The sequence below is a fragment of the Jeotgalicoccus huakuii genome, from assembly GCF_036665975.1.
GTDB classification, from domain to species: Bacteria; Bacillota; Bacilli; order Staphylococcales; family Salinicoccaceae; genus Jeotgalicoccus; species Jeotgalicoccus marinus.
The window spans coordinates 17,554-41,002 of record NZ_JAVIYN010000008.1 but is presented as its reverse complement, the minus strand read 5'-3'; the positions used below and the strand labels follow the sequence as shown (position 1 = coordinate 41,002).

Here is a 23,449-nt window from a genome sequence, read left to right as displayed (position 1 = left end):
CATTTTACATGAAAATATCTTTACATTACATTAATAAAAGAGCCTGAACAACAAGTAGTTGTTCAAACTCTTAATTCTCTAAGAAATTCTCTAATTTCTTAATGTTTCTTTCCCATAGAAAATCTGATTCTAATAGATTTCTCGCATTTGTTCTAAGTAAATTTTCATGAGCTTTATCATTCTTAATTTGTCTAATTGCTTGTACAAGCTCACTTGTCGTTGCATTTTCTTTAGCATAACCGACCAAATTACTATTTATGAGTGTGCTTGTATAACCGCCTAGATTAGTCACAACTGGTACACCTGAAGCAATACCGTCGATAACCTTCCCTGGTAAGACCGTTAAAAAGACATCACTCTCTTTTAAGATAGACAGCTGAACATTAGATGAGCGAATATCTATTAGACACTCTTCCCTTGTTTTTTCCTCTTCAAAGGTCACATATTTAAAATCATTGTACTCTATATATGATTGAAAAAGATGTGCATTTACACCATACCCAATAATTTTAAAGTGAATTTTTTCCTTTTCAAGTTGATGGGCCATCTCCTGAAGCTTTTCATAACTTTGTGCAAATCCAATATTTCCTGTATAGATGACTCTGAAATTATCCGGAGCCACTTCGAATGCAACTTCTTCTTCTGTAAATGCATTAGGTAAGTATAGTTGAGGTTTTTTCGGCAAAATATTACTAATATAGGACCTAAACCCCTCATTATTAATGACGATTTTATCCGATTTTTTATAGAGCATCTTCTCCATAAATTTTAAAACTGGGTAGAATAAATCAATATTCATCTTATCGATATCTTTAACGCTATCTGGCCAGAGATCACGTACTTCTAATATTCGTTTTACTTGTTTGTTTTTCTTTTGGAAGAATGCTGCCCAAGGTATAAAGATATTAGGTGTTGTAACGTACACCACGTCATATAAATGCTGGTACTTCTTGACGTATACTCTCACCTTGTAGGCAAGCTCGAAATAATACAATAGGCGCATTGCCATCGATTTACTTTGCTTATCAGTACGCATTTTCAAGCGCATGATGTCACTTGACTCATTCATCTGGGCATTATTCCAATACTTTTCCTCATCATACATTTTTTGATTAGGATATGAGGGATGTGTCGTCAACACTTCCACCTCATTATTTATAGATAGATATCGATATAAATTTTTCAATCTATTGGCACCCGACCCGATTTCGGGGTAAAAGTTTTGTGTGATTAGTAAAATCTTCATAGGTCACCTATCGTCAATTTTTTATGTCTATTAATTATAACAAAGCTAAAGCCTTAATAAAATCAAAGTTTTTCATATAAGTCTTGTAAGATAGTTTTATCCACTTCCCAATTATACTTATATTTCGCTGCCTTTGTATTTTCTTTAAAATGCGTTCTTAAGTCGTCATCATCGATTAATTTCTGTAATTTTTCACTAAGGGCTTTAGTGTCACCTGCTTCGACAGTTAAACCAACTTTTTCCCCTTTAATCACTCGTTCTATTTCAGGCAACTTAGAACCCAGTACAGGTACATGTGCCATCAGGTACTCAAAGAGCTTATTTGATGACGCTGAATAGTGATTAAAATTGGTATTCTCTAGAAATTGAATACCAATGTCAGCAGCCTTTGTGTATTTTCTTAAATCAGCATACGGTACACGCTCGATGAAGATTACTTTTTCTTCTAAATTGAGTGCTTTCATCTTAGAGATAAGATTATTTCTTTCCTTACCGTCACCAATCATAAATAAAACCGCGCCTTCTAAATCTTTGAAGGATTCTAGAAGTTTAAACAGACCTCTTCCTTCTTGCATACCACCTTGGTAGAGGACAATTTTAGTCTCATCCGCCACATGATACTTTTCCCTTAGAGGATACGTTTCGTAGTCATCTATATTATAAAGTTCAGAATAGTTATGTATAGCCAGTGGTTTTTCCTTATAAAGATCATAATGATAATCACGACGCGTTTCATTTTCGACAATAACTTCGTCGACAAATTTTAAAAGAAATTTTTCGATTTTATATATCTTATTAAAGTTATAGTGTGTACGACTTGTTTGTACTTCATGTGAATCATAGATAAGTTTCTTTGGCTTAAGACGTAATTTCGCTGAGGCAATGCCTTGAATTAATGTATTAAGATCATGTGAATGATACACATCAGTCTTATAGCGTCGACCTAATATGATCATCTTAAACATCAAGAGTGCATTAGGAATATGCTTTGATAAGATAGATGACTTTAATTTAGACGTTAAAAATTGTGGTAACTCATACTTTAACGGACGATTGACCACTATGTTCTTTTCAATTTCTTCAACTGGTTTTAGTTTCATCTCAGTCAATTCTTTTTTTGCTATAATAGTTACAGTATAATCAAGCTCAGCGAGCGCTTTGGCTTCACGTAGCACACGCGCATCATTTATAAAATTATTCCAAACAAACATCGTTACACTTTTCATTTGATTCCCTCAGTATTTTAAGATATTATTTTAACTTACGTTTATAACACATTATAATAGAGTTTAATCTATTTTAAAATCTAAAGCAGAAATGAGACTTTATTTTGACTAAAAAAATCTTTTGGACAATTGTCGTTGTCCTATTAATTGTACTAATTGGCGTTGGGATATACATTTTCAGTCTTTATAATACATTCGATAAAGGTGTCTCAAATTCTTATGAACCAACAGACAGGGAGCGTTCAGATTTAAGAGAGGAAGATGCTTCAGTAGAAGATAGTTTTACAGTGCTTATTTTAGGGACTGATGAAAACGAATCAAGGGCAGAAAAAGACAACCTTGAAGGTGATAATTTTAGAACTGATAGTATGATTCTAGCGACCTTCGATAAGAATGAAGACGATGTAAAACTTGTGAATATTCCGAGAGATACACTATCGTACCTTGATACAGAAGGCTACTTCGATAAAATCAACCATGCTCATATGTACGGTGGTCCGAGCGGCTCTATGGAATCAGTTGAGGATCTCCTGAATGTGCCTGTAGATTACTATGTGAGACTCAATATGGCTGGTGTCGTTGACATCGTCGACTCTGTCGGAGGAGTGGAGTTCGATGTTCCATTTGACATGAATGAACCAAACCAAAACGATACGGGTCGTGTCAAACTAGAAGCTGGCACTCAAGAATTAGATGGTGAAGAAGCACTTGCAGTTGTAAGAAGCCGTCGAGTCGACTCTGACCTAGGCCGTGGTAACAGACAGATTGAATTAATTGAAGCCGTTCTAAATAAAGTTAAATCGTCCGGTGGTTTAAATAAAATCGATGACTTAATTGAAGTTGTAGCAGATAATACCCGTCACAGCTTTACGACTGGTGAAATAAGAAGTATCGCTTCTTATTATGCTTTTAATGATATTACTTTTGATTCGACACAATTAAGAGGAACTGACTATTGGGCACAGAATGGTGGTTACTTCTATCAAGCAGATGAAGAACACCTATTTGTCCTATCAAACACTATCCGTTCTATTTTGGAAATGGACCCTTCTGCTCCTAACGATTTAATTAATATTAGACTAAGAGAATACCTCGTCCCTTATGAGTATTTTGATGACTATACTATGGAAGAATACGAGCCACAAGAATTGCCTTATTATGCCGAAGAAGGATATGAAAGTCCTTATGGCGATGGCTTTGATACTGAAGAATTCGACTATGAAGAATCTGATGTCGAAGGTGAGACAGATTTAGAAGAAAATCCTGAAAATAACACCGAAGAAGAACAAAATACACCTGAACAAAATGGAGCAAACGAGGATAGTCAGGGTCAAGGTCAGTACAATGAAGGCCAATACGAGGAAGGTCAGAATAATAATAACGGTTATTATGATAATCCTAATCAAGGTCAAGAATCTGGTGGTTACTACGATAGCTACGGCAACTACATTGAAGGCGATCAAAACAACACTAATGAAAACGGGAATTACTACTAAATCATGATGTGAGGTGATTCGCTTGAGAAAATCACATGACAAAGTTACAAATATTAAAGAAATGATGGATAGTCTAGAAACACTACTTAAGGATAGTAAAACACCAAAAATTGAAAATGAATATTTCTATGTAAATCATAGACATAAGGAATTGTATCTTTCTCTCAGGAGTTATTTTTCTGAGAGTGAGGCCAATACAGAAGTTGACGCAGCATGTTATGTAACAGCCCTGCCTGAAGTCTATGAGGTTGTTGATATCTTTGAATGTATTCATCCTATTGACTGGATTTCAGACAATGGTCGTTTATCAGCACCTTTTAAGAAACTTAGACCCCATATTCAATACATTGCACTTGCAGCAGCGGAAGCTAGTAACATTAAGTTTAATACTCGCCCTGCCCTTTCACTCGGCTTAGAGTACTGGAACATCGAACAGTTAAAAGTATTTTGGCAGTATACGATTATAAGAAGAAAAAATGCAATGTAGGTGATTATATGGAATTAAAAATTAGTGATGACAACAAGTATTACAATGATTGTTTAGAAATTAGAAAAGAAGTATTTGTAGAAGAACAGAATGTACCTTTAGAAATAGAGGTCGATGAATTCGAAAAAGAAAGCGTAAATATCATACTATTAATGGACGACCGTCCCCTCGGTACTGTAAGATACCGCGACATTGGTAATGGTACCGCTAAGATAGAACGTATGGCAGTTAGAAAAATTGCTCGTGGCCTTCATCTAGGACAAGCATTGATGAACTTTGCCCACATTCATGCAGAAGAAAATGGATTTAAAAGAACCAAACTCGGTGCACAAGTCCATGCCCTGAATTTCTATGGAAAGATGGGATACGAAGTTACATCAGATGAGTTTGACGATGCAGGGATTCCCCACAAATATATGGAAAAACAGCTGGAAGTATAAACTTCCAGCTGTTTTTTATATATTAAATGATTTTAATATTTCTTCAATTTTTTCTGTATCACTTAACTCACTTCCAAATAATGAATTATCTTCCTCAATTAATTGTTGAAGTACGCTACCTTTTTCATATAAACCCCAAATGCGACTTCCTGAAGTAATATAATCACTATATTTAGATGGTAAGTAAGGATTAATTTTCTTATAATCTTTCGTGTTCGCATCACTTAATATCAGACAATCAAAGTCTTTTGTTACATTTAGAAATTCAAAATACTTTAGGTAAGTATAAACATTTACAATTTCTGATACACCTTCTTTAATAACCTCACTTCTAACTTTAGAAGTATTATTAGTGAAAATGTATAGTTTTGCTTTTAAATTTAATGTTTGTATCTGTTTGGCGATGCTTAATATATCGTTGGCACTTCTTGTTTCGTAGAAGTTACCAAAATATCCAATATTAAATTCATTCTGGTCTAGATTGACATAATGTTTTTCAATATTATAGTAATATTCATCTAATGATGGGTGTATTGAGATTGTCGATTTTGATTCAACCATTTCTCTAAAATTATCATCAAAACGCGCTAACATAGACTGTTGCTGATTCAAGTTTGTAAATACAATTTCATCTGCAAAAACAAAAGGTAAAACTTCGCACATGTTAAAAAGATTAGTATCAAAATACTTACCGTAATCTTCAGGTGCCTGTGCTTGTAGCTTTTTGACTTCTTTTAATGTAAAGTAAGTCCCTTTTCTTTCTTCATTTTTTATATCTTGGAGAATTGGGTCTGAAAATTCAGCAACCCAGCGTAAATTATTCCCCGCTTCTCTTAGATCAAATGCAGCCATATGAGATCCTGGCCAGAGTGCCCGTGAGTATATTTCATCATATTTGTTTAAATCAGTTCGGTTAAGCGCCTTTTCTACAAAAGCTTTTATGTGCTGTGGATTAGAAAATGACGATACTGAATTAATCATGTGACTCGAATCAATATATGGATTTGCAATGAATTCAAGTGAAGGGTCCATACCGCGTACAGACGTCATGTCATTGTAGATGACGTCTACCGGCTGTTTTTTTTCATTAATACGCTTAGCCATAACCACACCACTTGTATCAACAAATGGTGGGAAACAGTAAGATACATATAAGGTTTTACTAAGCTCCTTATTCACCTGTTGATATGGGTAAAATTCGTCTTGTTTATAACGAATTAAGTCCGTCACCTTAGAATAATCGTCCATATTATTCACTAGATACTTGTTTATAAATAATGCTTGCGAACGCATTCTATCTATCAAGAGATTTCTAACATCTAAATCATCTTCATAACGTAACAATTCTTGCATTGCATCTATGACATGTATTCTATCTAGAACATTAAATTGGAAGGTTACCTTCGCACGTGATAAAGTACCCTGCCCTTTATATCGATAGTAGATTGCCTCTTTTTGATTAATCTTCACAATCGGTTTAAAGACAGTAACAATTTCAGCATATAGGGCAACATCTTCGCCATTATTTAATTCTTCATCGAATTGTGTATTCAATAAGAAACTTGTTGGTACAACTTTTGCACCGTTTAAAGATAAGTTCTTACCCACATCAAAATATTGATCTGGATATTGGTTTTTATTTTTAAGTTCTCTATTGATGACATTATTACCATGATCGTCTCTGCCATCTACAATCTCATGTAATTGATTAAGTACAATAGTATATGGTTCCGCTTCTTCTAAGGCATGTTTTAAATAGTCTACAGATAAGGTATCATCTACATCTAAAAAAGTAATATATGCAAATGATGCATTGTTAATTCCGAGATTTCTTGCACGTCCGACACCTTGTTTTGCATACAAGACTTTATGTTTAAAAGGCTTATCTAAACTGTTAAATATTTCTTCTGAAGCTTCGTATTCTCCATTGAAAATAAACAACACTTCGAAGTATCTACTATCAAGAGATTGTTTTGTAATGGATTCAATTAATTCTTTTATAAAATCTTCACCACGGTGGACAGGTATAATTACACTGACACCATGAGATAGGTCAACTACAGGGAAAGGTGATTGTTCCTCAGGTACTTGTTGGTCATTTAGTATGGAGTTTTTAATTTTTTTTATTTGTTTTAAACGCTCTCTAATTTTTAAATTAGACATACTCATACACTACTTTCCGACAAACTTTTTCATCTTCAAACCTAATTTAATAGGAAAAAAACTTTGATATTTTTTAATTTGACGATTTAACCTGTCATTTTCATTTTTTAATACTGATATTTGTCTATCAATATTTTTAAGTTCATTTAGTGCGCGTTCTTCTTTATTAAGTGACTCCAAAGCTAAGTTTTTTAATTCTTCATAAGTTAATTTTTCCATATCACATACACCTTATAAATATTGTAACGCTTGTAAGTATCCCATAATCACTATAATAACTGATAGAAGACTTAAAAGCATGCCGTTACCTATACCAAACCTTGTGTCATTTTTCTCCATCGGTGCTTGTGAGGCACGTTGACCATCAACCATTGCTTTCTTATAGCGTTTTTGAACATGTTTTGGTTTTATGTTGTATCCTCTGACAAATCTAGCATATAGTCCGACTACTGGAATACAATCTCCATATTCTTTTAGTTCTCCAAAATGAATCCATGCTGCCTTATTACACATTTTCTGTATTTGAGGTATAGAGTGACTGACAAAAAAGATTGTTTTGCCTTCTTCTCTAAAGCTTTTCATCTTCTCAATGCACTTATTAGCAAAAGTATCATCACCGACTGACAGTGCCTCATCCACAATAAGTACATCTGGATCAGTATGCACTGCAATAGCAAAGCCCAGTCTTGACATCATCCCGCTTGAATAGTTCTTAATCGGTTGATCTAGGAAGTCCTCAAGTTCTGAGAACTGCACAATATCATCATAACGCTCTTCGATTTCTTTCTCACTCAAACCGTGCATCAAACACTTCATATGAATGTTTTCTTCACCTGTTAATTCAAAGTTTAAGCCCGCAGAAATTGCAATCAAAGACGGTTTACCATCGACATAAATATCTCCTGTTGAAGGTGATGTGACACCGCCTAGTAAGTTAGATAAGGTCGATTTCCCTGAACCATTAAGTCCAACAATACCGACAGAGTCTCCAGGTTCGACTTCAAATGATACATCTTTTAAAGCATAGTAATATGCTTCTTCTTTATTTAAAAATGGAAATAGAATCTTCCATAATTTCCTTTGCTTGCTCGTTGTATTAAATACTTTAGAGACATTATTTACTTTTACTTTATAAGTCATTTAATCACTTCCATCTCGAGTGTTATTTAGAACACTTGATGTTTTTTACTTGATAAGTCGTTTTATCTATATCGTTAGCGAGCTGTTTAAAGGTCGATGCATACTTTTGATAATCGTGTTGTCTTGTAATATACAGCTTCTCTTCATCCGTCTGGTCTAAAATACTCTCTCTTTCAGTAAATGCCCAAATATTTGAAAGACTACCACGATAATCACTGAGTTTTGAAGGCACATATGGATTATATGGTTTAATGCCAACTGTTTCTGCATCAAATATTAATAATGCATCCATTAGGTCTGTTAAGTTTAAAAACTCGAAGTACGGTGCATATTGGTTCATCACAATGTAATCCTTAAAGGCGCTTTGATTGTAAAATCTCATCGTCTTACGGTTTAAGTTAGTAAACACGTGAATCGTAAAGTTATTAATATTGGCTTCGTATAGGTATTTCGCCACTAATTCGATTTGTCTAAAACCACGGGTATCGTAAAAATTACCAAAGTATGCAATATTGATCTTATCCTGTTCAACCTTATAGAAGGATTTCACGAGTTGATACATATCTCTAGGTAAGGTTGGGTGCTGACTAATAATTGCCTTTGATTTGACCAATTCTTGAATATCTTCATCATACCTTAAAAGCATATAATCTAGCTGATATTTGTTTGTAAAGATGAGTTCATCAGCATACAAGAAAGCAACAACTTCACAGACATTAAATGAATTGTCATCAATTAAATCACTATATTTTGGCCCAACAAAGGCTTTTAAATCTTCGATATAGTCATCATCTTCAATAGGTGCATGCCTTAAATTAGAAGACACATCTGTTACCAAGGGATCTGAAAACTCTGCAACCCATTTAATTGATTGGTTAATTTTCTTTAATTCGAATGCTGCGAAGTGAGAATGTGGAAACATAACACGAGAGTACATTTCATCGTACTTGTCACTGTACATCTTGTATGCATGTAACACACCATCTATATAATCTTCGATACTTTGCCAACTACTAAAGGCCTGGGCACCATTTAAAACAATTTGCGAATCTAATAAGTGACTCATAATGTTCATGAGTTTTTGGTCTTTTTTTCTAATTCTACTCATGTCATTGGAAATCACATCCACGACTTGTTTGTCTTCAAAAATACGTTTTGCCATCACATTACCACTCGTGTCGTTAAACGGAGGGAAACAATAAGCCAAGACTAATTTTTTAGCATCGCCCTTATTTAAGGCTGCATAATAAATGCTCTTAATACCATAGGATTTCAATTTCTCAATTAATTCATCCTTTGAAATAAGACCCTTATCAATGTAGTTTCTTAAATGAGACGTAAACATCTTATTGAAGTGATTCAATACGCCTGCAACTTCATCATCAAAACGTTTTTGTAGTATGTTATCCACGTATTTAATTAGATTGATAATGCCATCTAAGTCATTTGTTAACCCACGAGATAACTTCCCTGAAACCTTTAGTGAATCACTTCTTCTAACATGACCATTAAGATTTACTAGAGCAAGTAAGTTTGTCATCCAAACATTGAATCTAAATGTAATGTTCTCACTAAATTCATGGTAGAAAATTAAATCACTCGGTATTAGACAGTTGGTCTCTTTAATGATTTTATCGATGGTAAAGCCATCAAATTTATAGTCTTCAATATGATTGTCTGATAAAAATTTCTGATAGATTTTAGCATCGACTGATTCATTATTATCTACATCGATGAGATATAACTTATCCGCTTCTAATCGAAAGGCTTCATCACCTAGTTTAATGGATAACGATTCATCTAAAATCAGTACATGCGAAAGGCCGATATAGACTTTTGCATCTTCAACATTGCCCTTTAAAACAAGCTGGTTATCAGCTTTACAATGACTATTTAGAGACTCGTAAACTCTGTCATCTGAAGTGACCAAGATCATCTCAAGGTCAGATCTTCCTGCTACTTGTTCTAAATTTTTTAAAGCGAAATTCGTATTTGATACGACCTCTTGGATGATGGTCAGGCCTTGTTTATGTTTATGAGACAATGAAGAAATGACACTATTAATATATTCAGAATTAGCATCTTGAACGTTGACTCTATTAACTAACTCCATTAATATCCTCTTTTCTTGTTCCAGTATGCAACTTGAAGTTTGCCGAGCTTAGATTCACGGAGTTGTTCAAGTCGTTTTAAGGCTTGCTTATATTTTTCCATTAGATCTAAATAACGTGTTTCAAGTTCATCATCATTGATTGCACCTGATGATTGTTCAAGTAATTGCTTCTCTCTTTGTAACTGGGCAATTTTCTCATTGTTCTTACCCTGTTCTCTTAGCAAGCTTTCAACAATCTGAAGCTCATATGATTTATTTTTCTCTTGAATGTTAATGTTTAAACGCTGATATTTCTTCAGTATATGGTCACTTTTCTCACCAAGTGTGAACACAAAAGCATCAGATTTATAATCTATATCTGCAATGTTTACAGCTGAACTTAATAAGGTGTCATTTAGCTGGTCATCGTTGATGATGAGTTGCAGTTCACTATCAGTCTTTAATTCATTAATAATCGTCCAAACATCAATCACCATCAGAGGCCTTAAGTCAAGGTATCTCGTTGTGTCATATTGTTGTAGTTTTGACAATAGAGTCTGATATCCTTCTTTGGTATCTAAGACTAGAGTCGCTGACTTAGCAGTTTCATTGTCATCATATTCAAGGAGAAACCTACTCATTTGACGCCACCTTCTTAAAATTGACTGTGGATTTATCAAAGACACGAGAATTTTCTTTTTGACTTTCCTTAGCATATGCTGTAATCGTGTATCGGCCTTTTGGAATATCGAAGCTAAAGGTATTCGACTTTTGATAGCCGGTTTTTATCGTTTCAATCTTCCCTTTTCGGTCGATTAAATCAACTGCATATTCCATCTGTTCACCCGTTGCATCAATTATGATATCAAGCGTGTGACTTTGTTCAATATAGACATCGTTAAGCCTTAACTTTGGTGATGCATTATTTACGAGCTCACTTGTCTCTATTAGGATGCCTTCTATATGCGCTTCTAAATCGTGATATGCTTTCTCCCAATTAACTCCAGCCATCTGTAATCACCTCAATTTCTTGATTTATAACGGTTTCTACCCCTGCTTGTTTACGGATACTTGCTGCAGCTTGTTGGCTAATCTTCTTAAATTCTTTAGTGTGTTTATAGAGATAGTCAATGGCATCGACCATGTCATCTAGATTATCTCTTTCTGCCAACATACCTGTCTTCTTATGTTCGATAAATTCCGGTATACCACCAATGGCATTCGTTACCGGAACTAAGCCACTACTCATCGCTTCTCCTAGTGAGACACCTTGTGAGTCGTGTCTAGATGGCCCTAAAAATATGCCATGTGCCTGATGGATTTCTGGAATGTCATCCTGTTTTACAAAACCTTTATGAAGATGAACGTTATCAAACTTCTTTAAAGGGTTAGTAATTACATTAAATAGCTTGCCATCACCATATAGATTAAATTCTAGCTTGTTGAAGTACCTTTTTGTACTTAACTTCTTAATGACATCAACTGTTATATCATTCGCATAGTTTTTTGCTGTGTAAGGTCGGATGCTGCATATATTTAAGCGGTCATCCTTAGTTTTCTTCTTGTAAGTAAATAGTGCATCATCAATGATGTTATGAATGACATAATTACGTTCTGGTACGACACCAACAAAAGGATCCACGTAAAGTTCTTTGAAACGCTTAGAGACATAGACGAACTTAATGTTTAATTCTTCTCTCGTCATGATATCTCTTAAAAACTCTCTTTGCGGTTCAAACACTATTTCTTTTCTTTGAAGTTGAGCATCTAATTGGCCAACGTCACTTAAGAAGTTATAGTAACGTCGGTGCCAGGCCTCAGCTTCAAAACCATGTAACCAGACAACAATATTCGGTTTTCTATGGCTAGGTAATTGATCTATGCCATAAAACATCTTTGGATTAATAAAGTGAAACAACACGGTCTTAAATGAATGTTCTTGTAAGTAGGATGCAATTTGATATTCATCCATGTATTTAATATGAACCCCATCGTAGAATTCATCTTTTTTTACTTTTGTTGTAATGACAACGACGTCTACAAATAAGCCCTTTTGTTGATAGGCTTTGACTCTTCTATGCAAAAAACTATTCGCATATAGATTGCCCATTGTTGGGTAGGCGTTACATATCATTAGGTAATTATGCATGGTTTACCACCTTATAAGTAATCGATTAGTTTGTAACGGAACTTTATGTGTAGATAAGCACCAATGACTAAGAGACTCAATGTAATGCCCCAGAAATAAATATGTTGCTCAAAACTACCATATAGAAGTCCGTCTCCATATATTAAAGCATTTCTAAAGTTCATCACTAGATATGCGAACGGGTTTAAATCAGAAATCATCTGTAATAATCCCCCACGTTCTCCTGGCTGCCAAAAGATGGGTGTTAGGAAAAATCCCATCCGAATGACATTTTGTAGCACATTCCTAAAATCTCGAACTAAAATAATGAGCGTACTCATTATTAAGTTTATCGCAAAAATGATTAAAAAAGATGCGATTACAAAATAAATTAGAGTTAAGAAATAAAGTGGATTCACATATCCTGAAACTAGCGATATTACCATAATAATAAATGTCATAAATGATAAGTTAATCAGACTATTTGTAAATGAAATTGACAGTAAGACACTCGAAGGAAACCTCATTTTAGTGACCAGTCCAAGCTGAGCATAAATTGCGTTAGATCCACCATTGATTGCTTGTGATATAAATAACCAAGGGAACAGACCTGAAATTAAATACACAATAAATGGAATTCCTGCTTCAGGTGCAGTTGCACCCCTTAAACCTAAACCAAAGATTAAATAGTAAATCGCTGCTTGCATTAGCGGTTGTAATATATTCCAGAATAAGCCTAGGTAATGATTAGAATATTCACTTTTAACATTATAAATAGATAGTTTCCAGATGAGGTGAATATTTTGAAATTGTTCTCTAAATAATGCAATAACGTGGTTCATGGCTTTCCCTCTCATACATGAGTTTATATTTCTACATCTTGTTTATTATAATCGTTATCCCCTAAGGTGTCATTTAAAACCCTAGACTGAAAAAGTAAAAACTACGCCTCTTTACCACTAATTGAGTAAACGAAGCGCAGTTATAAAATTTGATATATTAATGGCCTATTATTTTGCACTTAAAAATAATACCCTTGTTGTTTTTGTTAAGCTAAATAAATAACCGAGTATGACAGTGATAATTACACCAAAAGCTGTAAATTCGAAAACTGTGACATCATAGTTTAACACTGTTCTAATAAATATATTTACAGGAAGGTGTAAGTACATAATAACAATCGAGTATCTACCCACTGTTTTAAACACTTCTTTTATCGGGAACAGGGAAATTAAATGACTGATATAAATTACTGGCATAAAGAACAGTAATGGGATAATTAAGTCAAGAATAACATAGTTATATGAACTCATTTTTAAATTTAAGTAAAAATCCATATAGCCGGATGCATTCAAATAAATGGCAGCAACGGCTAAGACTAAGGAAATCAATGCTATCACTAAAGAGTCCTTATACTTTCTTATAAAATCTTTACAAAATGTTCCTAATGAATAAAAGAACAATGAAATCATGACGACATTCGCATTCCAAGGCCAATTGTATGCGGTGATTACCTCACTATGTCCGAGTATGAATAATCCTAGAACAATTATAAACTTCAACCAGTTATTCAATTTACTGATGAGACCAAATAAAAGTTGAGTTAATAGGAGTACGGTTATAAACCAAAAGATACCGTATGGTCCTTGTAACTCACTCCCACCGTATATGAGTGCTTGTAAGTGCGGGAAGAACCCACTTAAATCATCATAGTTAAACAGGAGAAAAATCGCGATACCGTACACAAAGTAGGGTAACATCATACGATAGGTCTTTTTACCAGCCCACATAGGAAATTTTTTCAGTTCTATTTCTTTAAACAGTATGCCTGATAAGAAAAAGAATAATGGCATTCTAAACCAGCCCAAATATATATCTAAAAAAGCGTGGCCAGCATGTCCAAGTACGACCAATGTAATACTAATTGCCTTAGCAATATCTATCCATTCAATTCTATCTTTCTTCACTTAATCACTCTCTACACACTCTAATCTCCGAAGAAATTAAATTTTTTCATGGTACCTGGATTATACTACCACAATATTTTTATTTTGTACTTCTTTCTACAATACGTTCTAACTGAGCCATATCTACAAAACCTATAGAGTTCTTTTCATTAAGCTGCACATATGATGGCAACTTATTCTCTTTAACGAAATCTGTATTATTTCTCTGGAACTTACCAATAACAACCATCACACGGTGCACAAGTGTAGTTAATTCATTAATAATACCTTGGTTCAACTTCGATACTTCTAGATGAATGATTGGATTGATTCTTTCTTTTGCAGGAAACATAATCGTTCTAATCCACTTCAATTCACTTTTAGTGAGTTCTTCTTTTGTTTTCAATTCCAGTATTAAGAAAGGAAAACGGTCCTCATCTTTAAATGCATTTTCATACTGTAATTTGAAGTGATAGAACTCAAAGCCATGTTCTTCGTAACGAACCAAATATTGGTGTTTTTCCTGTTGAATAAAAAAGACAGTTCCATATAATGTTTCAGGGTCTTTCTCTTCTGCTTTAAATTTGTCGATAACATTGACTAGCTGTGAGTAATCTAAGAGTAACTGACCTGCCTTGTGTCCCGACTCATTACGCTTTTGTGTTAATGTTAGTTCTACTCTGTCTGAAGCCATTACAACCTTTTCAAAACCGTGAAATAAACTATTTGTCTTTAATTTATGCATTTCCCCATATGAATAGCCATTGACTTTCATAGTCGGCAAATAGGATTCAAAGATTAATCCTTCTTGTAACAACTTTCCTAATAGAAAGTCTACTGTTGATTCTTCGGGGATATCAATCTTAGTTATAGAAACGCCAAGATCAAAATCCTTCACTTTAACTTTTAACTTCAAGATGCTCTCTCCTTCTCCAACTGCAGAAATGCTTCTAATATATTTACTCTCATGACAACTAAGTCATCATTCTCATACATAGATTGTACTTTAACATCTCTTAGTTGAGAACTATTAGAAGGAATTTTGTCTGTAATAAATTGCATGAAAGTAATCGCATAGTCTTCTTTCACATTAGTCGCTTGGTATGGTGTATAAAATGCAGTTACATTATTATTATAGAATCCTTCAATCTGGGCCTGACTTTTACCTGAATTTTCATGCCACTGTTCATCGTATTGATTCCAAAATCGATTTCTAAAGTCATCGAGAATTGTATTTTCCTTTAGACAGTTTAAATCTGTAGTATCACAGTCATTAGTGAAATCATCAATTGGTAATGAGTATAAGTGACCGAATTCATGGATTAAATTTCTATATTTGGATGGTTTGTCTAAATTATCTCTGACATCTATGCCTAAGGTCGTTCCATCTCTTTCAATTGAAACAAAAGCTGCAGTATTCCCTTCACCATCAGAGAACAAACGGTAAGTATGTATAGCGTCTAAATATTGCTCGGGAAATACCCTTGTCAATGTGTGCCACAGATCTATAAACTCACCTTCATTATCAGCTGGTAGGTCCCCTTTCACCGTTATATCTGTTAACTCAGTACCTTCAACCTGATAATCTATAAAATATTCTCTTGAGCGATTTTCAAAGAATATGTGTGGTTCATCACCAAAATCAATATATGTACTGAGCTCATCGAGATATGAATCCCCGAGCGCTTTACATTCAAGTACTGTCTGGCAGTCTGGATGATCAATGGATTGTGACCACTCTATATTGCTTTCAATATGGCTTTCTGTCCCACTCAATCGGTCCATCAGTAAAAATCCAAAGTAAGCTACCAGAAATAGACCGAGACCGATAAAGATTAACTGTAAAATATTTTTTCCTGCCTTGTTTATTTTAGTTGGTGGCAAGTTACGATGTTTCACACGTTTGGTATCAATAATATTGTTTTGCTGTAAGTGCTTAATAATTTTTTCTTTGTGTAGATGATAATTCGGCAAGCCGGAATCATCCACTTCAACAATCGACATATTTTCAGCATTTCTTATTTTAAATTCATTACATGTAAAGACAGTAATAGGAATCTTATGGTTAACTGCAAAATTTTTAACCACTCTATAATCACGTTCATTGATATCAGTGGTCAATATAATTTGGTTAATATTCTTTAAGTATTTTTCATTGTTCTTAAAAGTCTCAAACAAATTAGAACCAGCATGAAAAGTATCAGCATATAATGTACCGTAATCTACCGCAACGGATTTTGCATAATCTGTAATTATACCTTGCTGTCTCAATTGCTTTTTTATTATTCTCGTCTGATTATATTCAGTCGTACTAAAGTTTGTATGCAGGTGAATGTCATCATTAGTAAATTGACTTAACAATTCAGCTATGGAATAACCTCCCACAAAACGGCCATCTTCTTGTTTATACAAGCCAGTTACCAGCAATAGACTCATCTAATCACTCCGTTATTTTGTCAGTGAAATACTGCCGCATTATATCATTATGTTTAACCGTTCTATCTAATATATGTAAGGTGTTATCATATTGCTTCATTGCACGTTTATAGTCATAATCCACTGTGACTTCCATTCCAGATACAAATTTAATCACTAAATGATGTCCAGATTGTCTAAACTCTAAAAGTTGTCTTAAATTTACCCAAAAAGGATTCTTAAAACGGCTACTGTTTAAAGGGAATAATACAAAATGAAACTTTTCATCAATCACTATAGGTTGTAACTTATGTATGTTATGTATCAGTTTAACATTTTTACGCTTAACTTTAAGATTAGAAGAATAAAAATAGATTAATATATCATCTATCCATTGTTCAGATGATTTTTTACTTAAAACTTTCCTATCCTGGTAGACTGCTTGACATAAGTGATGGACATCTAAAATTGGCTCAATATATAAGACTTGGGGTGTCAATTCTGGAACAGTAAGCATATAGTCACCTCGTTATCAAATTTAGAAGACACACTTATTGTAACCTGCAGAGCGCTTAATTAACATTATTAAACAATATATTTAACAAAATGTAACATAAAGTTGTTTTAACATTCAATTTTTTACTTTAAGCACTTATCTTTTTTCTATAAAAATTTATATATTGTAGGTATCCGGAAATAAGAAGGAATCGATTCAGTTAGGACTTAACGTGCTTGATGGAAAAATTTTAGCTTATGAACCAATGATACACAGTATTATATTCAAACTTAATATAAAATTCGAACAGGATGAATATATGCAACTCGGTAGAATTGCAACTTTTGAGGCTTTAAAGAAGTTTGACTCATCTCGTACATCTTGTTCAGAAGCACAATTTGTCTATACGATTGTTAAACAGAGACTGATAGATCAGATTAGAAAAACATCACGGTATCAACACGCAGTACAAACGTTTCAGAGCCAAAGTACCAATGTGACTTATAATGATATATACGATTTTCTTTTCAGCTATACTAAAAACTTAAACAATAAAGAAAAACAATGGTTGGAAGATAGTTTATTAGGCTTTCCATTATCTCACACTGCAAGAAAATTAAATGTCAGCCTTTCTACTGCTAAAAATATTAGACGAACGACCAGAGAAAAAATTAAAAAGGAATTCTATTTGTGAAGAAACGACAACGATTTAACCCGACCTACTGGTTTTTTATCCAAAGTATGGTATAATGTCAGACATTATGTTCTAGAACAGTGGAGGAATTGACATGGACGCGAAAAAGAAAGACAAAGAAGAATTAGATGTAAAAGTAGGTAACATTGTTAAATTTGATGGTATGCTTGGTAAAGTTGAAAAGATTAATGACAACTCTGTAATAGTTGATATTACAATTAACGACAACTTTGACGAACATGAAATGTTCGAGAAAACAGTTGTTAACCATAGAAGATATGAAATTGTAGACGATACGACTGCATAAATCAAAATGTACCAGGGTTAGAATGAATCGTTCAAATCCTGGTTTTTTATTGCTATTTTTGAATACTAACTACATGCTATGATTGACATTGAATGACCATAAATATATATTTACATTAACATTGAAAAAATTCTAAAGTGGGTAATAAAATGAAAAAAATTCTCTGGACTTTATTTATTATTCTAGGTGTCGTCCTCCTAGCTGCTGTAATTTATATTCTTTACCTATTTAACATGTTTAACAGCGGGGTCTCTGATTCATATGAAGAGATTGACCGTGACCGCTCTGAACTGCGTGTAGATGATGTTGATGCTTCGAATGATAGCTTTACTGTACTCATTCTCGGTATTGATGCTGATGCAGAAAGAACCCAAGATGGACAAATCAATGCGGATAATTTCCGTTCCGACAGTATGATCTTAGCAACTTTCGACCGAGAAAATGACGATGTAAAAATGGTAAACGTTCCTCGTGATACTTTATCTTATATTAGTTCGGTAAATTATTTCGATAAAATCAACCATGCTCACGCATTTGCAGGTCCAACTGGTGCTATGGATTCTGTTGAATCCCTATTGAATGTGCCTGTCGATTACTTTGTTCGAGTCGATATGAACGCAGTTGTTGAGATCGTAGATGCGATTGGTGGCGTTGACTTTAACGTGCCTTATGACATGAACGGTTTACAAGCAGGAGAGCAGCACCTTGATGGTGAACAAGCACTTGCTGTCATTAGAAATAGAAGTGTTGACTCCGACCTTGGTCGTGGCGTGAGACAAATGGAACTGATTGAAGCTGTTATTAAACAAGCACAATCACTTAGCTCACTGTCCCAAGTTGATGACTTAATTCAAATCTTTACGAGCAATACGAGTCACAACTTTGCAACGAGTGATATTCGTTCACTTGCATCTCATTACTTATTTAACGATGTAGCTTTTGAATCAACACAACTCCAAGGTACAGGCTTTACAAGTGAATCAAATGGCATCTATTATGCATGGCCAGATGAGGAGCATTTATTTGCGCTCTCTAATTCAATTAGAGAAATGCTTGCATTAGATCCATCTGAACCAAATGATCTTATTAATATTAGATTGGGTGAACAAATCCAACCCGTTACGGAAGTCAGTACAGACTTACTTGAAAATTATGAATTAGAATCTACGCCACCTTATGCTGAAGAAGGTGCTGAGAACCAGTACGGAGATGGTTTTGGAATTGAATAGGCAAGTAAAAACCTAGGCAATCAATTGATTGCCTAGGTTTTTTATAGATAGCGATGAACTAAGTCCAAATATTCAATGTCTTCTCTTAACTTCGCAAACTCTTCATCACGCATTGCTAAACTATGTCCAAGATATTCAAATGTATTTACTCTAGTTTTAAATCTAATGTCCAGTTCCATAATATGACCATTGTGTACATGATGGAATAATGGAACAGCTTCCCCATGTTTACGACTAATGGTCATACTTTCTGTTTGCTTTTTATAATCACTTTCATAGTCTGCCCCAGTAATTAATATACCTGCACCTTCGATACTATTTTTAAGTGCATCGATGTGTTGCTCGTCTATTAGATTGGAAACAAAGACGATCACATAGTCCGGATTTTCTAAACTATGTATATATCTCAGCCACTTTTTCAAGGAAATCTGTAAGTTTTCAATGGCTACTTGCTTTGTCTTCTCTTCCTCATACCCACCGTATGCCCCTAGTACAGCGATTTTCATTCTATTAACATTTAATATGCGGTAAGGTTGGCCAAAATATGGCTCATGCGTATGTTTCTGCACCACATTCGTACATACCCACGGGAAATATGTTGCCCGCATTGCCTTACTTGTACGATCCAAATAGTTCAAATCCATATCGTTTAAAGTTGCAAAGCGATACTTTAAATAATTCATACTCATGACGTGAGGATCCTGAGGCACTTTTATAGTTGAAGCACCACCTAGAGTTCCACCTAAGTCACAAAATACAGGTCGTTTTAAACCCTCAGTCAATTTCATACTGTTGACAGCACTAGATATTTTACTAAAGGTTACACCTTCTTTTTTTCCCAAACGATCATGCATATGCTGTGTGATATATAATTTGATATTAAAAAATTCCGACACCATAGAGGGTTCCTCCTCGTCTTATCCAACCATTAGTCTTTCTTCAGGATAGCGGTAAGTCAATTCTCTTTTCTTACCAGCAATAGATAACAGGAATGACACAAATCCAATTCTACCTATGAACATGAATAGAATAATAATTACCTTACTTAAAATTGATAAGTCTGGTGTAATCCCTGTTGATACCCCAACAGTACCAAAGGCTGAAGTCACTTCAAAAATAATTTGAATGACAGTAAACTTGTCACCTTCAGTAATTAATATTGTTAAAACACCAAAGAAGACTAATATCATCGCCAAGACAAATACTGCAAAAGCTCTATCGATATCTATTTTAGCGATACGTTTCTTAAAGACATTTACATCCTGTCTTCCTTTTACAAAGCTAACCAAAAATAAAACTAATATTATAAATGTAGTCGTTCTTATACCACCACCCGCACTAGAAGGTGAAGCACCAATAAACATGAGCATACTCATAATAACTTGTGTAGGTTCAGCCAATTGATCAACAGGCACTGTCGTAATACCTCCACTTCTTGTCGTGGTAGATAAAAACAAACTGTCAACAATGGAATTTAAGATATTCTTGTCTTTAAAAAATCTTGGTAATTCTAATAGTAATATAAAAAACATACCTATAACTAAAAGTATTGCATGAGTGGACACTGTTACTTTAGTGAATAATGAAAAATTAAAACCAGGTGATTTCTTTCGAAAATAATGCTTCACCTCTATTAATACGGGGTATCCAATCGCACCTAGAATGATTTGACACATTACTGGAATCTGTATTATAAAGTTACCACTTTGATGGACTAGAGAATTACTGTATAAATCAAGCCCACCATTGGTAGTCGCTGAAACAGATAAAAATGTACCATGTAAAAGTGCATAAGCGAAATCACCTGTTGCATTATAAAAATAAGAAACATAAATTATCGCGCCTATAAATTCAACGAGTAACAAGACAGAAAAGATGTCTAAGACCATACGAACTGCTCCAGAAGTCTGATGACGCGCATTATCCGTCATAATTTGTCTTCTTTCCCTAACGCTGATCTTACGACCGATTAACAACCAAACCAAAGTCCCTACTGCCATAATCCCAATACCACCAAGGTTCATTAAAAACATAATGATGATATAACCTGCTTGGTTGAATGTTTCAACTAGAGTTACAGTACTCAAGCCTGTCACTGACAAGGCTGAAGCAGCTATAAATACTGTATCTATAAAGGGAATTGATCCATCAGAGTAAATTACTGGGATACTTAATAGCCCTGTTGCCAATATTAAGGCAATCAAATAGTACATTAAAATTGCTCGCTGAGGGCTCAAACCATTAGTTTTTTTAGCATCTCTCAACAATTTACTATCCCCAATCCATTTCTAAATGTTTTATTACAGTCATATTATACACGAAATTATTCTTAGGAAAAGAGTGATAACGATAGTTCGTCAAATAAAACGGTGATTTCTGTAATGAACAGAAATCACCGTTTCTAATAAATATTGAAGTTTTTACAGCCTATCTTTCATCTACTCTAAAGTGACAGTTAATGATTCTTGTTGACCATCTCTATAAAAATCGATAACCATCTCTTCGCCAGATTGTTTTTCATAGTAGAGATGCTGTCGTAGCTCAACCATATTTTTAATTGGTTCACCGTCTAACTGTGTGATGACATCGAGTTGTTGAAGACCTGCTTCTGAAGCAGGTGAACCATCTTGGACACTAGTAACAATGACGCCACCTTTAACATCTTCAGGTAAGTTCAATTGATCATAGACTTGTGACGATGCAACATTTAACAAGTCCTGTAAGGTAATGCCTAAGAATGGTCGAATCACTTCACCATTTTCTTCAAGCTGACTTGTTACTTCTTGCACTTCATTTACTGGAATTGCAAATCCAATTCCTTCTACGGAAGCAATACCGACTTTCATTGAATTAATTCCAATCAGTCGACCATTACTATCAATTAAGGCACCACCAGAGTTACCTGGATTGATGGCTGCATCGGTCTGTAATACACTCGCTTCCCAGTCGTTAGAGCCATCACCATCTAAATCTACTGGTACAGACCGGTCTAAGCCAGAAATAGTACCTTGAGATACAGAGCCAGAGAATATTTCACCGAGTGGCGAACCGATAGCAATTGCTGGTTCACCTACTAGTAAATCACTACTATCCCCAAACTCAATTGTACTCTCTACAACATCTGCTGGAATACTTAAGACAGCTAAATCCGTCCAAATATCAGTACCGACAATATCGGCATCGACAGAATCGCCACTTTCTAAGTTGATTTTGACTTGTTCAGCACCATCGACAACGTGGTGATTCGTTACAACATAGGCAAGGTCGCCATCTACCTTATAAATAACACCAGAACCACTACCCGCTTCTTCCGCTTCACCAGAGTCCGTCGTCATGCCTGGAATTATAGATTCCATTCTCTGCATATTAATGACTGAAACAACAGCAGGTTTTGCTTTTTGGACTGCTGCAGTTGTATCTGTGATAAGCTTACCTTCATTATCAGCTTCTAATTGTTCCTTGACTTCAGAAACATCTTGGTTAGAATCGACGTCAGCTGCCGTATTCTCATCCGTACTCTCTTCGTTGTCAGAAGTAAATAATGCGTACACACCTAAAACGAGTAAGGCACCAAGAATACCAGCAAGTAAAGGTATTAAGAATGATTTAAAACCGGAACTACCCTTAGTTTTTTCTTTAGCATCATGTGAATCTCTCGTTCTATTTTCCATCGTAACTGATTCCTCATTGACATTATCATCTTTAGCTTCTTCGTGAGTGACTGCTTCCTCACTTCCGCCAAACTCCCTGTCATATTCTCTTTGTCTAGAGAATTCATAACGATCCTTATCTCTGGCATCGTCACTTTTTCTATCAGTGAAATTTCTCGCTGTACGTCTGTACTTATCACGGTCAATCGGACGTTTTCTTTCGTCTGACATTCATATCACTCCATCCTAATTACTTATCAGTAATTATAAGACCTTTTAAAATGACATGCCAAT

The 23,449-nt window shown here is 34.6% G+C and carries 23 protein-coding genes; 6 read left to right on the top strand and 17 right to left on the bottom strand.

What is annotated here, in order from left to right; genetic code table 11:
- Positions 1–70 precede the first annotated feature (70 nt).
- On the bottom strand, positions 71–1,105 hold the full coding sequence (locus V6E76_RS05620) for a glycosyltransferase family 4 protein (protein ID WP_499797724.1): 1,035 nt from the start codon (positions 1,103–1,105) through the stop codon (positions 71–73).
- A 203-nt stretch (positions 1,106–1,308) separates the two neighbouring features.
- Positions 1,309–2,472: a glycosyltransferase family 4 protein gene (locus V6E76_RS05615; RefSeq protein ID WP_247350599.1), complete on the bottom strand. Its 1,164-nt coding sequence runs from the start codon at positions 2,470–2,472 to the stop codon at positions 1,309–1,311.
- Between the two features lie 104 nt (positions 2,473–2,576).
- On the opposite strand from V6E76_RS05615, the gene V6E76_RS05610 reads away from it, so the two are divergent.
- The 3 genes from V6E76_RS05610 to V6E76_RS05600 are packed head-to-tail and all read left to right on the top strand — an operon-like array spanning position 2,577 to position 4,895.
- Positions 2,577–3,968 carry an LCP family protein gene (locus V6E76_RS05610; RefSeq protein ID WP_247350596.1) on the top strand — a complete coding sequence of 464 codons (1,392 nt, stop codon included), beginning with the start codon at positions 2,577–2,579 and terminating at the stop codon, positions 3,966–3,968.
- Between the two features lie 22 nt (positions 3,969–3,990).
- Positions 3,991–4,455: a DUF2538 family protein gene (locus V6E76_RS05605; RefSeq protein WP_247350593.1), complete on the top strand. Its 465-nt coding sequence runs from the start codon at positions 3,991–3,993 to the stop codon at positions 4,453–4,455.
- A gap of 8 nt (positions 4,456–4,463) precedes the next feature.
- Positions 4,464–4,895: a GNAT family N-acetyltransferase gene (locus tag V6E76_RS05600; protein WP_247350590.1), complete on the top strand. Its 432-nt coding sequence runs from the start codon at positions 4,464–4,466 to the stop codon at positions 4,893–4,895.
- 15 nt (positions 4,896–4,910) lie between these two features.
- On the opposite strand, the gene V6E76_RS05595 is transcribed toward V6E76_RS05600, so the two are convergent.
- The 12 genes from V6E76_RS05595 to V6E76_RS05540 all read right to left on the bottom strand — a co-directional run bounded on the left by V6E76_RS05595 (position 4,911) and on the right by V6E76_RS05540 (position 17,296).
- Positions 4,911–7,058 (bottom strand): glycosyltransferase family 2 protein, encoded by a 2,148-nt coding sequence (locus V6E76_RS05595; protein ID WP_247350574.1) that lies wholly within the window; start codon positions 7,056–7,058, stop codon positions 4,911–4,913.
- Between the two features lie 9 nt (positions 7,059–7,067).
- Positions 7,068–7,277, bottom strand: a complete 210-nt coding sequence (locus V6E76_RS05590; protein WP_026867446.1) for a hypothetical protein — start codon at positions 7,275–7,277, stop codon at positions 7,068–7,070.
- A 12-nt stretch (positions 7,278–7,289) separates the two neighbouring features.
- Positions 7,290–8,198: an ABC transporter ATP-binding protein gene (locus V6E76_RS05585; RefSeq protein WP_026867445.1), complete on the bottom strand. Its 909-nt coding sequence runs from the start codon at positions 8,196–8,198 to the stop codon at positions 7,290–7,292.
- 22 nt (positions 8,199–8,220) lie between these two features.
- The gene (locus tag V6E76_RS05580) at positions 8,221–10,311 is read right to left on the bottom strand and encodes a hypothetical protein (RefSeq protein WP_247350570.1); all 2,091 of its coding nucleotides are present in this window, start codon (positions 10,309–10,311) and stop codon (positions 8,221–8,223) included.
- Positions 10,311–10,931, bottom strand: coding sequence for a hypothetical protein (locus tag V6E76_RS05575; RefSeq protein WP_026867444.1), 621 nt, complete (start codon positions 10,929–10,931; stop codon positions 10,311–10,313). The genes V6E76_RS05580 and V6E76_RS05575 overlap by 1 nt, the downstream gene beginning before the upstream one ends.
- Positions 10,924–11,301, bottom strand: coding sequence for a hypothetical protein (locus V6E76_RS05570; protein ID WP_026867443.1), 378 nt, complete (start codon positions 11,299–11,301; stop codon positions 10,924–10,926). Before V6E76_RS05570 ends, V6E76_RS05575 begins: the two co-directional genes overlap by 8 nt.
- Positions 11,288–12,439 (bottom strand): glycosyltransferase family 4 protein, encoded by a 1,152-nt coding sequence (locus V6E76_RS05565; protein WP_166627192.1) that lies wholly within the window; start codon positions 12,437–12,439, stop codon positions 11,288–11,290. The genes V6E76_RS05570 and V6E76_RS05565 overlap by 14 nt, the downstream gene beginning before the upstream one ends.
- 11 nt (positions 12,440–12,450) lie before the next feature.
- On the bottom strand, positions 12,451–13,260 hold the full coding sequence (locus V6E76_RS05560) for an ABC transporter permease (protein WP_247350568.1): 810 nt from the start codon (positions 13,258–13,260) through the stop codon (positions 12,451–12,453).
- A gap of 168 nt (positions 13,261–13,428) precedes the next feature.
- Complete coding sequence (locus V6E76_RS05555) at positions 13,429–14,385, bottom strand: acyltransferase family protein (protein ID WP_247350565.1); 957 nt, start codon at positions 14,383–14,385, stop codon at positions 13,429–13,431.
- Between the two features lie 79 nt (positions 14,386–14,464).
- Entirely contained in the window at positions 14,465–15,280 is an 816-nt protein-coding gene (locus tag V6E76_RS05550; protein WP_247350562.1) for a hypothetical protein, read from the bottom strand.
- Entirely contained in the window at positions 15,277–16,800 is a 1,524-nt protein-coding gene (locus tag V6E76_RS05545; protein ID WP_247350559.1) for a hypothetical protein, read from the bottom strand. Before V6E76_RS05545 ends, V6E76_RS05550 begins: the two co-directional genes overlap by 4 nt.
- Positions 16,801–16,804: 4 nt before the next feature.
- On the bottom strand, positions 16,805–17,296 hold the full coding sequence (locus V6E76_RS05540) for a competence protein ComK (RefSeq protein WP_499797723.1): 492 nt from the start codon (positions 17,294–17,296) through the stop codon (positions 16,805–16,807).
- 211 nt (positions 17,297–17,507) lie between these two features.
- Between V6E76_RS05540 and V6E76_RS05535 the strand changes: the two genes are divergently transcribed.
- The 3 genes from V6E76_RS05535 to V6E76_RS05525 all read left to right on the top strand — a co-directional run bounded on the left by V6E76_RS05535 (position 17,508) and on the right by V6E76_RS05525 (position 19,505).
- Positions 17,508–17,969 (top strand): sigma-70 family RNA polymerase sigma factor, encoded by a 462-nt coding sequence (locus V6E76_RS05535; RefSeq protein ID WP_247350553.1) that lies wholly within the window; start codon positions 17,508–17,510, stop codon positions 17,967–17,969.
- A gap of 94 nt (positions 17,970–18,063) precedes the next feature.
- Positions 18,064–18,276 carry a DUF2187 family protein gene (locus V6E76_RS05530; protein ID WP_035857234.1) on the top strand — a complete coding sequence of 71 codons (213 nt, stop codon included), beginning with the start codon at positions 18,064–18,066 and terminating at the stop codon, positions 18,274–18,276.
- A 149-nt stretch (positions 18,277–18,425) separates the two neighbouring features.
- A complete protein-coding gene (locus tag V6E76_RS05525) occupies positions 18,426–19,505 on the top strand; it encodes an LCP family protein (RefSeq protein WP_247350552.1) in 1,080 nt (359 codons plus the stop codon).
- A gap of 41 nt (positions 19,506–19,546) precedes the next feature.
- Here the strand turns inward: V6E76_RS05525 and V6E76_RS05520 are convergent, their stop codons facing one another.
- The 3 genes from V6E76_RS05520 to V6E76_RS05510 all read right to left on the bottom strand — a co-directional run bounded on the left by V6E76_RS05520 (position 19,547) and on the right by V6E76_RS05510 (position 23,386).
- A complete protein-coding gene (locus V6E76_RS05520; RefSeq protein ID WP_247350548.1) occupies positions 19,547–20,404 on the bottom strand; it encodes a bifunctional UDP-sugar hydrolase/5'-nucleotidase in 858 nt (285 codons plus the stop codon).
- Positions 20,405–20,422: 18 nt separating this feature from the next.
- Positions 20,423–21,718: a TrkH family potassium uptake protein gene (locus V6E76_RS05515; RefSeq protein ID WP_499797722.1), complete on the bottom strand. Its 1,296-nt coding sequence runs from the start codon at positions 21,716–21,718 to the stop codon at positions 20,423–20,425.
- 225 nt (positions 21,719–21,943) lie between these two features.
- Positions 21,944–23,386, bottom strand: a complete 1,443-nt coding sequence (locus V6E76_RS05510) for a trypsin-like peptidase domain-containing protein (RefSeq protein WP_247350543.1) — start codon at positions 23,384–23,386, stop codon at positions 21,944–21,946.
- Positions 23,387–23,449: the final 63 nt, after the last annotated feature.

Coding starts and splice junctions, on each gene's coding strand:
- V6E76_RS05620 (WP_499797724.1), bottom strand. CDS start 1,105: ATGTATGATGAGGAAAAGTATTGGAATAATGCCCAGATGAATGAGTCA.
- V6E76_RS05615 (WP_247350599.1), bottom strand. CDS start 2,472: ATGAAAAGTGTAACGATGTTTGTTTGGAATAATTTTATAAATGATGCG.
- V6E76_RS05600 (WP_247350590.1), top strand. CDS start 4,464: ATGGAATTAAAAATTAGTGATGACAACAAGTATTACAATGATTGTTTA.
- V6E76_RS05595 (WP_247350574.1), bottom strand. CDS start 7,058: ATGTCTAATTTAAAAATTAGAGAGCGTTTAAAACAAATAAAAAAAATT.
- V6E76_RS05590 (WP_026867446.1), bottom strand. CDS start 7,277: ATGGAAAAATTAACTTATGAAGAATTAAAAAACTTAGCTTTGGAGTCA.
- V6E76_RS05585 (WP_026867445.1), bottom strand. CDS start 8,198: ATGACTTATAAAGTAAAAGTAAATAATGTCTCTAAAGTATTTAATACA.
- V6E76_RS05580 (WP_247350570.1), bottom strand. CDS start 10,311: ATGGAGTTAGTTAATAGAGTCAACGTTCAAGATGCTAATTCTGAATAT.
- V6E76_RS05575 (WP_026867444.1), bottom strand. CDS start 10,931: ATGAGTAGGTTTCTCCTTGAATATGATGACAATGAAACTGCTAAGTCA.
- V6E76_RS05570 (WP_026867443.1), bottom strand. CDS start 11,301: ATGGCTGGAGTTAATTGGGAGAAAGCATATCACGATTTAGAAGCGCAT.
- V6E76_RS05565 (WP_166627192.1), bottom strand. CDS start 12,439: ATGCATAATTACCTAATGATATGTAACGCCTACCCAACAATGGGCAAT.
- V6E76_RS05560 (WP_247350568.1), bottom strand. CDS start 13,260: ATGAACCACGTTATTGCATTATTTAGAGAACAATTTCAAAATATTCAC.
- V6E76_RS05545 (WP_247350559.1), bottom strand. CDS start 16,800: ATGAGTCTATTGCTGGTAACTGGCTTGTATAAACAAGAAGATGGCCGT.
- V6E76_RS05540 (WP_499797723.1), bottom strand. CDS start 17,296: ATGCTTACTGTTCCAGAATTGACACCCCAAGTCTTATATATTGAGCCA.
- V6E76_RS05530 (WP_035857234.1), top strand. CDS start 18,064: ATGGACGCGAAAAAGAAAGACAAAGAAGAATTAGATGTAAAAGTAGGT.
- V6E76_RS05525 (WP_247350552.1), top strand. CDS start 18,426: ATGAAAAAAATTCTCTGGACTTTATTTATTATTCTAGGTGTCGTCCTC.
- V6E76_RS05520 (WP_247350548.1), bottom strand. CDS start 20,404: ATGGTGTCGGAATTTTTTAATATCAAATTATATATCACACAGCATATG.
- V6E76_RS05515 (WP_499797722.1), bottom strand. CDS start 21,718: ATGTACTATTTGATTGCCTTAATATTGGCAACAGGGCTATTAAGTATC.
- V6E76_RS05510 (WP_247350543.1), bottom strand. CDS start 23,386: ATGTCAGACGAAAGAAAACGTCCGATTGACCGTGATAAGTACAGACGT.